At 68.2% G+C, this 12442-nt stretch carries 15 protein-coding genes; 4 read left to right on the plus strand and 11 right to left on the minus strand.

Annotated features, from left to right (window positions below; translation table 11 throughout):
- Positions 1 to 2 precede the first annotated feature (2 nt).
- Both ACFWF2_RS01400 and ACFWF2_RS01405 read right to left on the minus strand, forming a co-directional pair.
- A complete protein-coding gene (locus ACFWF2_RS01400; protein WP_379303413.1) occupies positions 3 to 671 on the minus strand; it encodes a RadC family protein in 669 nt (222 codons plus the stop codon).
- Positions 672 to 737: 66 nt separating this feature from the next.
- The gene (locus tag ACFWF2_RS01405; protein ID WP_189030839.1) at positions 738 to 956 is read right to left on the minus strand and encodes a type II toxin-antitoxin system VapB family antitoxin; all 219 of its coding nucleotides are present in this window, start codon (positions 954 to 956) and stop codon (positions 738 to 740) included.
- Positions 957 to 1213: 257 nt separating this feature from the next.
- Between ACFWF2_RS01405 and ACFWF2_RS01410 the strand changes: the two genes are divergently transcribed.
- Complete coding sequence (locus tag ACFWF2_RS01410) at positions 1214 to 2110, plus strand: phenylalanine 4-monooxygenase (protein WP_379303415.1); 897 nt, start codon at positions 1214 to 1216, stop codon at positions 2108 to 2110.
- A gap of 154 nt (positions 2111 to 2264) precedes the next feature.
- On the plus strand, positions 2265 to 2948 hold the full coding sequence (locus ACFWF2_RS01415) for a SnoaL-like polyketide cyclase (protein ID WP_379303417.1): 684 nt from the start codon (positions 2265 to 2267) through the stop codon (positions 2946 to 2948).
- Here ACFWF2_RS01415 and ACFWF2_RS01420 read toward each other — a convergent pair whose 3' ends face one another.
- Positions 2949 to 3557: a TetR family transcriptional regulator gene (locus ACFWF2_RS01420; protein WP_379303419.1), complete on the minus strand. Its 609-nt coding sequence runs from the start codon at positions 3555 to 3557 to the stop codon at positions 2949 to 2951.
- On the minus strand, positions 3547 to 5058 hold the full coding sequence (locus tag ACFWF2_RS01425; RefSeq protein WP_379303421.1) for an MFS transporter: 1512 nt from the start codon (positions 5056 to 5058) through the stop codon (positions 3547 to 3549). Before ACFWF2_RS01425 ends, ACFWF2_RS01420 begins: the two co-directional genes overlap by 11 nt.
- A 118-nt stretch (positions 5059 to 5176) precedes the next feature.
- Between ACFWF2_RS01425 and ACFWF2_RS01430 the strand changes: the two genes are divergently transcribed.
- A complete protein-coding gene (locus ACFWF2_RS01430) occupies positions 5177 to 6487 on the plus strand; it encodes a D-alanyl-D-alanine carboxypeptidase family protein (RefSeq protein ID WP_379303423.1) in 1311 nt (436 codons plus the stop codon).
- A 1-nt stretch (position 6488) separates the two neighbouring features.
- Here the strand turns inward: ACFWF2_RS01430 and yhjD are convergent, their stop codons facing one another.
- From yhjD to ACFWF2_RS01445, 3 genes are read right to left on the minus strand one after another with little or no spacing between them, the layout of a single operon-like run.
- Positions 6489 to 7511, minus strand: coding sequence for an inner membrane protein YhjD (yhjD, locus tag ACFWF2_RS01435; protein ID WP_379303425.1), 1023 nt, complete (start codon positions 7509 to 7511; stop codon positions 6489 to 6491).
- 42 nt (positions 7512 to 7553) lie between these two features.
- Positions 7554 to 8585, minus strand: coding sequence for a tryptophan--tRNA ligase (gene trpS / locus ACFWF2_RS01440; RefSeq protein WP_379303427.1), 1032 nt, complete (start codon positions 8583 to 8585; stop codon positions 7554 to 7556).
- A 22-nt stretch (positions 8586 to 8607) separates the two neighbouring features.
- Positions 8608 to 9552: an oxygenase MpaB family protein gene (locus tag ACFWF2_RS01445; protein ID WP_379303429.1), complete on the minus strand. Its 945-nt coding sequence runs from the start codon at positions 9550 to 9552 to the stop codon at positions 8608 to 8610.
- A 103-nt stretch (positions 9553 to 9655) separates the two neighbouring features.
- Between ACFWF2_RS01445 and ACFWF2_RS01450 the strand changes: the two genes are divergently transcribed.
- Positions 9656 to 10294, plus strand: coding sequence for a TetR/AcrR family transcriptional regulator (locus tag ACFWF2_RS01450; RefSeq protein WP_379303431.1), 639 nt, complete (start codon positions 9656 to 9658; stop codon positions 10292 to 10294).
- A 21-nt stretch (positions 10295 to 10315) separates the two neighbouring features.
- Here the strand turns inward: ACFWF2_RS01450 and ACFWF2_RS01455 are convergent, their stop codons facing one another.
- The 4 genes from ACFWF2_RS01455 to ACFWF2_RS01470 form a co-directional block, all read right to left on the minus strand.
- Positions 10316 to 10549 carry a hypothetical protein gene (locus tag ACFWF2_RS01455; protein WP_379303433.1) on the minus strand — a complete coding sequence of 78 codons (234 nt, stop codon included), beginning with the start codon at positions 10547 to 10549 and terminating at the stop codon, positions 10316 to 10318.
- 109 nt (positions 10550 to 10658) lie between these two features.
- A complete protein-coding gene (locus ACFWF2_RS01460; RefSeq protein WP_379303435.1) occupies positions 10659 to 11129 on the minus strand; it encodes a barstar family protein in 471 nt (156 codons plus the stop codon).
- Positions 11129 to 11623, minus strand: coding sequence for a ribonuclease domain-containing protein (locus ACFWF2_RS01465; RefSeq protein WP_379303437.1), 495 nt, complete (start codon positions 11621 to 11623; stop codon positions 11129 to 11131). Before ACFWF2_RS01465 ends, ACFWF2_RS01460 begins: the two co-directional genes overlap by 1 nt.
- Complete coding sequence (locus ACFWF2_RS01470) at positions 11620 to 12399, minus strand: exodeoxyribonuclease III (RefSeq protein WP_379303439.1); 780 nt, start codon at positions 12397 to 12399, stop codon at positions 11620 to 11622. The genes ACFWF2_RS01465 and ACFWF2_RS01470 overlap by 4 nt, the downstream gene beginning before the upstream one ends.
- Positions 12400 to 12442: the final 43 nt, after the last annotated feature.

Raw genomic sequence — 12442 nt, forward strand, 5'->3', positions numbered from 1 at the left:
GCTCACTCCAGAGGCGGGGCGGTTGACCAGGTTTCGCCTGCGATGACGAGGTGGTCGAGGTAGCGCAGGCCTACGGTGGTGGCGGCTCGGGTGAGCAGGGTGCTGGCGCGGCGGTCGTCGGGGCTGGGGGTCGGGTCGCCGGAGGGGTGGTTGTGGACGACGGCGAAGGCTCGGCCGTCGTGGCGCAGGACGGTGTTGAGGATTTCGCGGACGGGGACAGCGACGTGGTCGATGGCGCCTTCGGCGACGAAAGCGCGGTGGCGCAAACGGTTCTGGGTGTCGCAGATGAGGACGAGCAGGCGCTCGACTCTGGCGCCGGCGAACAGGGGTACCGCGACGCGGGCGATGTGGTCGGGGGTGGTCAGTTGCGGCACCGATTCGGTGGTGCGGGAGCGGGTGCCGAGGTGGAACGCGGCGATCACGGTGGCCGCCTTGGCAGGGCCGATGCCTGCTCTGCGGGCCAGTTCCTCCGGTCGCGCCGCGGCGAGTTCGGCCAATCCGCCATATTCGCAAAGCAATTGGGCCGCCAGCTCCAGCGCGGAAAGTCCCCGTGTGCCCTGTCCGAGCAACAGCGCGAGCAACTCACCGTCACTCAGCGCGTGCGGGCCGAGTAGCAGCAGCCGCTCGCGCGGGCGCTGGGCGACGGGCAGATTCGCGATCGGTACCGACATCGTTCCCCCTGCGGATCGGCGACGATGACGATGATCCCAGCAGGTACCGACAGATTCGCGACGCAGCTATCCTTCGGCCACCGGTTCGGCGCCGACGACCGAGTCGGCCGGTGGTGCGCTGAAGATCGAATCGGCCATCAGCCGCTCCAGATTGCGAAGCTGGCGCTCGTGCACGACGATGCGCCGCAACGCCTCGTTGACGGTCGCGTTGCTGTCGGCGGTGCCCATGATGTCGGCTGCCGCGGCCAGCAGGTGCTGATCGAGATCTATCCGCAGGGATCGCAATCGTCCTCCTTCGTCGGTCGCAATCTTGCGTTATGCGCGCCGCGCGCGTCCGCCGATTCACCGCGTCGTTACCGAATAACCGCGTTCGCAAGTACGCACAGCAACCGCGCGGAACCGCGTCGATCACTCGTCAGCAAGCGCACAGAAAACGCTGATGATCGTCGGAATCAGCGGTCGAGCCGCATCCGAACTGTGCAGTTTGCACAGTTGTGCGCGTCGTTGTTGTCGCCATGGCGGCGCGGTGCTTGCCTGGAGGCATGTTCTCCGAGGCACAGCTGTATTCGCCGGTGACGCGCGAGCGCGACGGCGATGTCACCGTGCACCTGAGCTCGGATCACCCCGGCGTCAACGACGAGGCCTACCGCGCGCGGCGCAACGCCATCGCCGCGATGGCACTCGACTACACGGTGGGCAACCCGATACCGCACGTCGACTACACCGACGAGGAACAGCAGGTGTGGCGGATCGCCTCGGCCGAACTGGCCCGCAAGCACGAGATCTACGCATGCGGCGAAGTGCGCGAGGCAGCGGCGAACCTGGCCCTTCCGCGCGATCACATCCCGCAGCTCGACGAGGTCTCCATGCTGCTCAGGCCGCTCACCGGCTTCAGCTATGTGCCTGCCGCAGGCCTTGTTCCGTTGCGCGAGTTCTTCGGCTCCTTCGCCGAGCGCACCTTCCACTCGACCCAGTACATCCGCCACCACTCGGCCCCGCTGTACACCCCGGAACCCGACGCGATCCACGAGATCATCGGCCACGCCAGCCAGATCGCGAGCCCGCGCTTCGCCGCGCTGTACGAGACGGTCGGCGCGGCGGTCGGCCGCTTGCAGACCCAGACCGCGCTCAAATTCCTGGCCGACGTGTTCTGGTTCTCGCTCGAGTTCGGCGTCGTCCGCGAGGGTGACGAGATCCGGTGTTACGGCGCCGGATTGCTGTCCTCCTACGGTGAGATCGACGAGTTCCGCCACGCCCGGCTACGTCCGCTCGACGTCGCCGAAATGGGCACCATCGACTACGACATCACCCACTACCAGCCGGTGTTGTTCTGCGCGGAGTCGGTGGATCAGATCGTCGATGTGCTCGGCGAATTCTTCGCGACCATGGACGACGAGACGCCGGCCAGACTCGGGCACCGCCCGCACCCGGTGGCATAGATCCATTCGAAAACGTTGTTACAGAACACAGTTCGACATTCTTCGATTCTCATCTACTGAGATCTGACAGGCGCGACGGACTGATCGGCTGTTATTTTCGACCGGTTCTTCGAGCTTTTTGAAAGGGTCGGGTAGACCGAAAATGACTGTGGATGTGACAGATACGCAAGCCGATCAGAACCCCGAGCCGGAAGCGCCGCTGTGGCTGCAGGGCCGCGAAGCGGTGATCGCCGCCGCGGCGCCGGAGGAATGGCGCGGCAACGTCCCCGACTACGAGCTGAGCCACGAGGTGATCCCCCGCGAGCGCAGCACCTCCCACGCGCCCGGCTCGCTCGAGGCGATCGTCGAGGACCTGGTGAAGGTCTTCGAGATGGAGGTCTCGCACAAGGGCGATCCGGCCACCTGGCTGTCGGTGGTCGCCGAGCAGTACCGCGGCCGGGTCAACGGCGGCGAGTGGCAGGACGCCGAGGAGTTCGCGCGGATCGGTAGCTACAACATCCTGATCGGCGACAACCCGTTCTACGAGGCGGCGAACGAGACCTTCGAGTCCTCGCACAAGGTCTTCCACACCGCGTTCCCCGGTGGCTTCTTCTGGGAGGTCATCGAGGTGCTGTCCGGCCCGCCGACCGTGAGCTTCCGCTGGCGGCACTGGGGCAGGTACGAGGGCGAGTACAAGGGCCACCAGCCCACCGGCGAGCAGATCGAGATGTTCGGCGTGACCATCGCCCGCGTCAGCGAGGATCTGCGCATCCTCGAGCTGGAGCACTTCTACGACAACAACAAGCTGCTCGGCCCGCTGGCCCACGGCTGCCCTGTGCAGCACGGCAAGGCCGAATAGTCAGACCTGATCGCTGCCGTTCGGTGCGTCGCCCGTACCGAACGGCAGCCCGGCCTGCAGGAATCGCAGGGCGTGACCGACATTCTCGGCATTGACCGGAGTGGTGGTCACGATGGCCAGCATGGTGCCGATCATCGCGCCCGCGGCCACCCGCACCTCGAAATCGTCGGCGGGCCTGCCGGTGTAGTCGGCCATCAGTTGCGCCGCCAATTCGATGCTGCGCTGGAATTCCCAACCGATCGCCGGACGCAGCTCCGGGACGTGGTACAGCAGGGCGTGGCGTTCCTGCTCGAAGGCCATATCGGCGGCGGACATGCCCGAGAACACCGCCTCGGTGGCATTGCGGAAGGCGGTCAGCGGGTGCTGGCCGCGCGGTTGCGCCGCCAGCGCCTCGATCATCAGCGCATCCTGATCATCGGCGATGACCAGCTGTTCCTTGGTCGGGAAGTAGCGGAAGAAGGTGCTGGGCGAGATCTCGGCGGCCGCCGCGATCTGTTCCACCGTCGTCTCGGTGTAGCCCTGTTCCCGGAACAGCCGGAACGCCTCGACCCTGATGGTTCGGCGGGTCCGCTCCTTCTTCCGCTCGCGTAGCGACATCTCAACCGACATGTATCGATTCTGCCGCATCCGAGTCGGTCACCGGTGCCGTCGGTCGCCGCAGCCCCAGCGCGGTCACGAGTCCGGCGACCAGACACAGCGCCGCGCACAGCCCGAGCATCGTGTCCATGCCGGCGACGAAGGCCTGCTGCACCTGCCCCAGCATCGCCGGATCACCGGTCTCGCGCGCGACCGCGACGCCCGCGTTGACACCGTCGGAGATCGGCGCACGGTCGAGCGCGCCGAGGTCGGCCCGGTACCGGGTGGACAGCACGGTGCCGAGTACAGCCACGCCGATGGTGCCGCCCGCCTGCCGAAGCGCTTGCAGCAGTGCCGAACCCGAGCCCGAACGTTCGGCGGTCAGCTCGCCCATCGCCAGGCCGACCGCGGCGGGCATGACCAGGCCCAACCCTGCGCCGAGCACCGTCGTCCACAGCGCTGTCAGCCCGTAACCGCTCTCGACCGTGGTGAACGCGCCGAGGCCGAGGCCACCGGCGAGCACGAGCAGTCCGGCGGTGATCACCACCCGCACGCCGAGCCGGGGCAGCAGCAGGTCGACCAGTCTGCTGCCGATGACGAGTCCACCGATCAACGGCAGCAGTCGTAGCCCGCTGCCGAGCGCGTCGACACCGAGCACGGCCTGGAAGTACTGCGGGACGGTGAAGAACATGCCGAACATCGCGAAGCTGACCAGGATCGAGATCGCGGTGCCCCACCGGAAGCCGGGCGCGGCGAACAGCGCGAGGTCGATCAGCGGATACTCGGTGCGGCGCTGCCACCACAGGAACACCGCGAGCGTCGCCGCCCCTGCCGCGACGACGAGCCAGCCGGCCAGGTCGTCCCAGCCGCGTTCACCGATCCGGATGAAGCCGTAGGTCAGCCCGAGCATGCCTGCGGCCGAGAGCAGTGCGCCGAGGAGATCGATGCGAAAAATGGTGTCGCTCCGCGATTCCGGCACCAGGGTGGCGACGGCCAGCGCGCCGATGACGACCAGCGGCACATTGATCAGGAACACCGATCCCCACCAGAAGTGCTGCAGCAGCCAGCCGCCGAGGATCGGGCCGAGCGGCAGGCCGATGGCGGTCGACGTGACCCAGATGGTCAGCGCGCGTTGCCGCTCGACGGGGTCGGTGAACAGCACCGGCAGCACCGACATCGACAGCGGTATCAGCGCGGCGGCGGCGATGCCGAGCACCACCCGCGCCACGATCAGCTGGCCGGCCGATGCGGCGACCGCGCAGGCCACCGAGGCCGCACCGAACAACACGAGCGCCGCGAGCAGGACTTTCTTACGCCCGTACCGGTCGCCGAGCGCGCCCGCGGGCAGCATCAGCGCGGCGAGCGCGAGCGTGTAGGCGCTGCTGAACCATTGCAGCGCAGCGGTATTCGCGTGCAGGTCGACCGCCAGGGTCGGCAGCGCGACAGTGAGCACCGTGACGTCGAGCCCGATCGTGAGCATCGCCATGGCGAGTGCGCCGAGGGCGAGCCAGCGGCGGGTGGATTCCGTCCGCATATCTCCTCCAAAATGAGAGTTACTTTCTTTTGCTAGTAACCATCATTTGATTGCCCATGTCAAGAGCCGTCGCCCGTCGCCGCGCCGTCGCCGCGAGGGCTCGCTACGCTCTGATGCGATGAAGATCCGCGAACTCGGCGTGCGCGCCGCCTGTACCCTCGGCGCCGCCGCGATCGCCGCGGTCATGGCAGGCGCTCCCACTGCCACCGCCGTACCGACGACCGACGCACCGCCGAGCAGCGGCTCGAGCACGACGACCACACCCCCGTTCACCACCCCGAACACCGACGGCTGCCCGCAGAAGACCCAGCCGCCGCCCCCGGTCGACACCTCCGAGGTACCGGCGCCGGGCGAGCCGACGCCGAGCGCGCTGCCGGTGCCATCGCCCGCCGTCGGCGGTGACCGGATGAGCGAGTGCGGTGTCGTCCTGCCCAAGGGGGCGCCCCCGCTGCCCGCCGACATCTCGGCCACCTCATGGATGGTGTCGGACCTCGACACCGGCCGGGTACTCGCCGCCAAGGACCCGCACGGCCGCTACCGGCCCGCCAGCACCATCAAGGTCGCGCTCGCCATCGTCGCGCTGCGCACCCTCGACCTGAACACGGTCGTCATCGGCACGCAGGCCGACGCCGACGTCGACGGCACCAGGGTCGGCATCGGGCCCGGCGGCCGCTACACCAACCGCCAGCTCATGCAGGCGCTGATCATGTGCTCGGGCAACGACGCCGCCCATGCCATCGCCACCCAGCTCGGCGGCGACAAGGCCGCTGTGGCGAAGATGAACGACGTGGCGAAGTCGTTGCGCGCGTTGGACACTCGCGCGGCGACCCCGTCCGGGCTTGACGGCCCCGGTATGAGCACCTCGGCCTACGACCTGTCGGTGCTGTTCCGCGAGGCGATGAACATCCCACTGTTCGCCGAGCTCATCCACACCGAGCAGGTCGACTTCCCCGGCTACCCGGCCAACCCGGCGATCCCCGACGACTCCGACCACCCCGGCTTCCCGATCGCCAACGACAACCAGCTGCTCTACAACTACGAGGGCGCGATCGGCGGCAAGACCGGTTTCACCGACGACGCCCGCCAGACCTTCGTCGCCGCCGCCGAACGCGACGGGCACCGGCTGGTCGTCACCCTGCTCAAGGCCGACGTGCGCCCGATCCGGCCGTGGGAGCAGGCCGCCCGCCTGCTCGACTACGGCTTCGCGCTCGACGCCGACGACCGCATCGGCAAGCTGCCCGAAGCGGGCAGCGAGGCAGTGCAACCCAGCGTGCCACTGGCCTCACCCCCACCGCGGGCCGACGGCTCACAGGCCGAGCCCGACCGGCAGCCGCACCAGGCCGCCCGCGTGGTCACCCTGATCGGCGCGCCGCTGTTCGTCATGGTGGTGCTGCTCTGGATCCGGCGGGCCTCCCGGCGCAGGCGCTGAGTCAGCGGCGCCTGCCGAACAGCACCAGCGCCAGCGCCGCGATCGCGCCCGCACCGAAGTAGGCAGCGCCCGCCCCGGTCGACATGCCCTGTTCCACCACGCGCGGCCGGATGACCACCGCGTTCGGCGGCGCGATGTCGGCGCTGCGCTCGTTGTCACGCGAGGTCGCCGCCCATGCGGTGGCGAACAGCAGGATCCGGTAGGTGATGTAGCTGAACACCATCAGGCCGATGATCGAGCCGAACGTCGCGCCCGCCGGGCTGCGCAACACTATCTGCAGGTAGAACGCGGCGATGACCTTGAACACCTCGAACGCGATCGCCGCCAGCGCCGCCGCCCGCGCTGCACTGCGCAGCGAGACCGGCTCGCGCGGCAATCGCGCGATCATCCAGGCGAACACCGCCCACGAGGCGAGCAGGCCGAGCGCGATCGACACCACCGACAGCACCAGCGTCGCCCCCGGCAGATGATCCGCCCCGATCGCCGCGAGCAGTTGCGCGCCGAGATCACTCTGCGCGAGCGCGGACAGCCCGAGCGAGACGATGAACGCCAGACCGAGGCCGACGAGCGCGCCCAGGTCGGACAGTTTGCTTCGCCACCAAGGACTTTCGGGGTGCTGCACCTCCCACTGCTCGGTGAGCGCCGCCCGCAGGTTCGCCATCCAGCCGAGCCCGGTGTAGAGACCGACGACCAGACCGAGCAGACCGACGGTGCCGCGCGATTGGATCGCCTGATCGATCAAGTCGTTGATCTGGGTGCCGAAGGCCCCGGGGATCTTCTCCTTGACACTGTCCTGGAGCTCGGTCAGCAGGTCTGGCTGACCGGCCAGGATGAACCCCGCCACCGAGAAGGCCACCATCAGCAGCGGAAACAGTGACAGCACAGTGAAATAGGTGATGCCCGCGGCGTAGTAGTCACCGCGTTGACGCTGAAATCGCCCGCCTGCCCTGACCAGATGATCCAGCCAGGGCCTGCGCCCGATCTGCTTCTCGACCGCGGCCGAGATCTTGTCGACGACCTGCATGGCACGCGCCCCTTCAGCCGAAAACCTCAGGCGCGCACCGGGTCAGCGAGCCAGGAAGCCCACCCGGTCGTACACCTGAGCCAGTGTGTTGCCTGCGATCTCACGCGCCCGCTCGGCCCCCGCGGCGAGGATCCGATCCAGTTCGGCCTGATCGGACAGGTACTCCTGCACCTTCTTCTGGACGGGGGTGACGAATTCGACCAGCGCGTCGGCCACGTCGGCCTTGAGATCACCGTAACCCTTGCCCGCGAAATTCTCCTCCAGCGTGACGATCGGAGTTTCGGTGAGCGAGCTCAGGATGACGAGCAGGTTGCTCACGCCCGCCTTGTGCTCGGGGTCGTAGCGGATCTCGCGCTCGGTGTCGGTGACCGCCGACTTGACCTTCTTCGCGGTGACCTTCGGATCGTCGAGCAGGTTGATGAGGCCTGCGTCGGTGGAGGCCGACTTGCTCATCTTCGCGGTCGGATCCTGCAGGTCGAAGATCTTGGCGGTGCCCTTGACGATGTGCGGCTCCGGCACGACGAAGGTCTTCTTGAAGCGGGTGTTGAAGCGCTGGGCCAGGTTTCGGGTCAGCTCGAGGTGCTGGCGCTGATCCTCGCCGACCGGCACCTGGTGCGGGCGGTAGAGCAGGATGTCGGCGGCCATCAGTACCGGGTAGGTGAACAGGCCGACGGTCGCGTTCTCCGCACCCTGCTTGACCGACTTGTCCTTGAACTGGGTCATCCGGCTCGCCTCACCGAAACCGGTGATGCAGCTGAGGACCCAGGTCAGCTCGGCGTGCTCGGGCACCTGGCTCTGCACGAACAGGGTGGACTTGGCCGGGTCGACGCCGAGCGCGAGCAGCTGCGCGACGGCGCCCTTGGTGCGGGCCCGCAGCGCCTTGGGGTCCTGACTGACGGTGATCGCGTGCATATCCGGGATGAAGTACAGCGCGTCGTAGTCGTCCTGCATGGTCACCCAGTACTGCAGCGCACCCAGGTAGTTGCCGAGGTGGAAGGAGTCGCTGGTGGGCTGGATGCCCGACAGCACCCGCTGCTTGCGTTCGGCCGTCGCGGCCGGGGCAGGACTGGACATGCCCCTGATCTTTCCATGGCCCTCAAGCGGAATTGCGCTGCACCCAGTTGCGCGGATCGACGCCGGGCATGCTCGGCTTGCCCGCCTTGACCATTCGCTGTTCGCGACGGGCGAGCAGCTGGTACGAGGGCGTGCTCGGCCCGGCGAGCGCACCGGCCAGGACCCGGGGCGCCAGCGGTGGGGCGACGTGCGCGGTGCGCAGGCTCCGGCACAGCGTGCTGTAGGCGAGCTGATCGGCGATCCCCCACTCGATGCCGTACATCCGCCGGATCCGGTCCGGGAGACTGCCCTGGACCAGCAGATACAGCGCCGAACCGACCTGCTCGGCCGGCGGGCGCAGCCGGTAGGCCTTGCGGTGACCTGCCAGGTAGGAACCGACCAGGCGGGCCTCGTCGGTGAGGAACAGCTCCGAGGAGTTCAGGTAGCCGTCGAAGTACCGGCGGAAGGCCGGGTAGTCGGCGGGTGCCGCGTCGCGTGGCATGCCGAACAGCTCGCCCCAGCGGACGTAGTCCTGGTAGAGGTCCTCGCGTTCGGTGGCGGTGAGTTCGCGCACCAGCCGGTCGTACATCGCCTCGGCCGAGTCGAAGGTGAAGGCCATGGTCATGAACATCAGGTGCGGATCGTGGGCCGCGTAGGCGGTGCCGGCGGGATGGTGTTCGCCCGCGTCCTCGGGCAGGGCGCCGACGACCTTGTCGTGCTTGCGCCGGGTGAAGGCCAGCGCGCGATCGGCTTCGGCCTTGCTGCCGAGGAAGACCGCCTCGAACAGGGCGCCGGTAACGGCCAGCCGGGTGTAGGGCGTCGCGCGATGCGCGGTGTGCTCGCTGGTGCCGACGAACAGCAGCGGATGGACCGCGCCGATCACCAGGGCCCGCACGCCGTAGGTCAGACCCACCGCCCGCTTGCTCATCACCCGTCGGATCATCGAATCGTCGGCGAAATATCCGGGTTCGCCCTGCCGTGCGGCCATGCTGCGCCTCCTCGTCGAGTGCATCTGGCAATAGAATCCACCAGATTTGGTAATCTGGCAAGAGTCTCTACCAGAAAACCGGCGCCGGAGGGCAGCACGCAGAATGGATGCTGTGACAGCACAACGGACATACGGCGGCGTCTCGGCGCAACAGCGACAGGCCCAGCGCCGTACCGCCCTGCTGGACGCGGCGCTCGACATCGTCGCCGAAGAGGGGCAGGCCAAGCTCACCGTCGCCGGGCTATGCGCCCGCGCCGGTCTCAACGAGCGCTACTACTACGAGAATTTCGAGCATCGCGAAAGCGTGCTGGAGGCCCTGCTCGACCGCATCGCCGAGGAACTGACCGGTGCGATCGTGGCGGCGTTGACCACCGCGCCCCCCGACAGCCGGTCGCAGTCGCACGCCGCGATCGACGCGGGCATCTCGGTGCTCACCGACGATCCGCGCAAGGCACAGGCCGCGCTGATCGCGGGCATGGCGACCCCAGAGTTGCGGGCGCGCACCGCCCGCACGGTGCGGGCATTCGCCCGGCTCGTCGCCGCGGAAGGCACCGGTTTCTACGGGGTCGAGGTCCCGCAGAACCTGGTCGACTTCCGCGCGATCTACCTCATCGGCGGCTTGACCCAGACCCTGACCACCTGGCTGGCCGGCGACCTCGACCTCACCCGCGCGGAACTGATCGACCAGGTCACCGAGGTATTCGTGCTCCTCGGTGACGATCTGGCAGGCCGCTACCGCTGACGGACAGCCGACCCGCGTGACCTAGACCGGCACGCACCCGTCGAGAATGACAACGCAGTCTGCGGCGGAACCGGTCGACAGCGCGTGCAGTAGGTTGCCGAGCACATCGCTGGAGCCCGACGACGGATCGGCGATCCGCGCAACGCCGGCCTGGCCGAAGCTTTCCGGCGCCGAATCGGCTTCGGCCGTCGCCATTCCGGTGCTCGCCGCCATGATCGCGGTCAAGATGCTCGCGCTCACCAGTACTCGCTTCATCGATGTCTCTCCTCACGGGCAGCCTCGGGGCGACTGCTCCCGCGACGACGGTAACCAGACCGATCGGTCACCGGCAGCCACCAATTCAGGTGGCAGCGGAAGCTCTGGATCACTCCGTGAGAGCGACGGCGCCGAAGGTTTCCGGGTCGCCCTGCAGGACGACCCGGAAGGCGACGTCGCGGCGGGACCAGTAGGCGGCGCAGTCGCGCATGGCGCTGCCGAACCAGTCGCGCTCGGCGGGCTCCTCGGCGAGCAGGTCGGCCGAATTGCGCACCACCGCGACGTAACCGGGCGCGTCGCCGACGAAATCGTCCAGGTCACGCAGGCATTCGTCGAAGGCGTCCTTGTTCGCGCCGAAGTAGTACGGGAACTGGAAGGCCGCGGCGAATTCGTCGAAGAGTGCGGCGGTGGTGCGCATCTTGGGGCCGCGGAGTTCGCGGACGCGATAGTCGGCGGGCGAGTCGTAGCGGACGCCGCTGAACGCCGCGGCGTCGACCGCCAGCGCGCCGAGCACGGGATGTGACGCGGCCGGAGCCTCAGTCGTGGGACGAGCAAGGAACTGCGACAGCGTCATTCGCATCAGCGCATCCTCGTGAAGGTCTCGTAGTGGTCGCCGGTGTACCAGGCCGTACCGTCGCTGCCGGTGACGATGCGTTCGGCATCGCGACCCCGGTTGCGCTGCTTGGGATTGACGTCCCACTCCTGGTAGGTCACCGGCTTGCCCGCCGAATCCTTCGGCGGCAGTTTGGTTCCCCGGTTCATCCACTGCTCACCGCCCTTGGTCCCCGGCGCGTTCGCCGAATCCGGCCAGCGGCCCCCATCGATCTCGAGGAGGGTCGTGTAGGCGCGATCGGGCACGCCCGCCGCCCCGTTGCCCGGCGCCGCGCTGGCATTCCCGATGGGCGGGCCCGGTTTCGGCGCGGCCTTGGTGGTGGTGATCCCGGCGACCGCGTTGGTGGTAGTCGCCGTCGCGGTGTCGTTGCCGCCGCGTCCGGTGAACAGGGTGAACCCCACCGCGAGAACGATGAGCAGCAGTCCGCCGAGCAGTCCGAGCGTTTTGCGCGAGAGATTCACCGGTATTGCACCGTCACGGGAGCGTGGTCGGACCACCGCTGGTCGTAGGCGTCGGCGCGTTCGACGACGGCCTGCTTGGCGCGGGAACGCAGGTCGCCGAGGGCGAGCTGGTAGTCGATGCGCCATCCGGAGTCGTTGTCGAAGGCGCGGCCGCGGTAGGACCACCAGCTGTAGGGGCCCGCGACATCGGGATGCAGGGCGCGCACCACGTCGACGTAGCCCGCGGCCAGCAGGTCGGCGATCCAGGCGCGTTCCTCGGGCAGGAAGCCCGCCGACTTCTGGTTGCCCTTCCAGTTCTTGAGGTCGACCTCGGCGGGTGCGATATTCCAGTCCCCGCTCACCACGAACTCCCCGGTGCGGGTCTTCAGATAGGCGCCGAACTCGGCCATGAACCGGTACTTCTCGTCCTGCTTCGGGGTGTTCTCCTCGCCCGAGTGCACGTACACGCTCGCCACGGTGACGTCATCGAAGTCGGCCTCGATGTACCGCCCCGAGTCGGCGAACTCGCTGCTACCGAACCCGATCCGTACCGCGTCGGGCGCGCGCCGCGACAGAATCCCGACACCGGCCCGCCCCTTGGACTCCGGTTCCGCGTGCGAGAGCACCCACCCCGCGTCGAGTGCGGGCGCCAGCGCGGTAGCGACCTGCGCGTCGGTCGCCCTGGTCTCCTGCAGGCACACGATGTCGGCTTCGGTCGCGTCCAGCCACGACAACATGCCCTTGGTCGCGGCGGCGCGCACGCCGTTGACGTTCACAGTCGAGAGGATTATCGGCACCGAACGACCGTACAATGGCTAGTCAGGAATGCTCCCCCCGGAC

The sequence above is a fragment of the Nocardia sp. NPDC060259 genome (assembly GCF_042728775.1).
GTDB lineage: Bacteria > Actinomycetota > Actinomycetes > Mycobacteriales > Mycobacteriaceae > Nocardia.

What these genes read in the sequence shown, in the direction of transcription:
- yhjD (WP_379303425.1), bottom strand. Translation starts at nt 7,511, where the DNA reads ATGCAGGTCGTCGACAAGATCTCGGCCGCGGTCGAGAAGCAGATCGGG.
- ACFWF2_RS01445 (WP_379303429.1), bottom strand. Translation starts at nt 9,552, where the DNA reads ATGGCCGCACGGCAGGGCGAACCCGGATATTTCGCCGACGATTCGATG.
- ACFWF2_RS01425 (WP_379303421.1), bottom strand. Translation starts at nt 5,058, where the DNA reads ATGCGGACGGAATCCACCCGCCGCTGGCTCGCCCTCGGCGCACTCGCC.
- ACFWF2_RS01400 (WP_379303413.1), bottom strand. Translation starts at nt 671, where the DNA reads ATGTCGGTACCGATCGCGAATCTGCCCGTCGCCCAGCGCCCGCGCGAG.
- ACFWF2_RS01450 (WP_379303431.1), top strand. Translation starts at nt 9,656, where the DNA reads ATGGATGCTGTGACAGCACAACGGACATACGGCGGCGTCTCGGCGCAA.
- ACFWF2_RS01410 (WP_379303415.1), top strand. Translation starts at nt 1,214, where the DNA reads ATGTTCTCCGAGGCACAGCTGTATTCGCCGGTGACGCGCGAGCGCGAC.
- ACFWF2_RS01455 (WP_379303433.1), bottom strand. Translation starts at nt 10,549, where the DNA reads ATGAAGCGAGTACTGGTGAGCGCGAGCATCTTGACCGCGATCATGGCG.
- ACFWF2_RS01420 (WP_379303419.1), bottom strand. Translation starts at nt 3,557, where the DNA reads ATGTCGGTTGAGATGTCGCTACGCGAGCGGAAGAAGGAGCGGACCCGC.
- ACFWF2_RS01460 (WP_379303435.1), bottom strand. Translation starts at nt 11,129, where the DNA reads ATGCGAATGACGCTGTCGCAGTTCCTTGCTCGTCCCACGACTGAGGCT.
- ACFWF2_RS01430 (WP_379303423.1), top strand. Translation starts at nt 5,177, where the DNA reads ATGAAGATCCGCGAACTCGGCGTGCGCGCCGCCTGTACCCTCGGCGCC.
- trpS (WP_379303427.1), bottom strand. Translation starts at nt 8,585, where the DNA reads ATGTCCAGTCCTGCCCCGGCCGCGACGGCCGAACGCAAGCAGCGGGTG.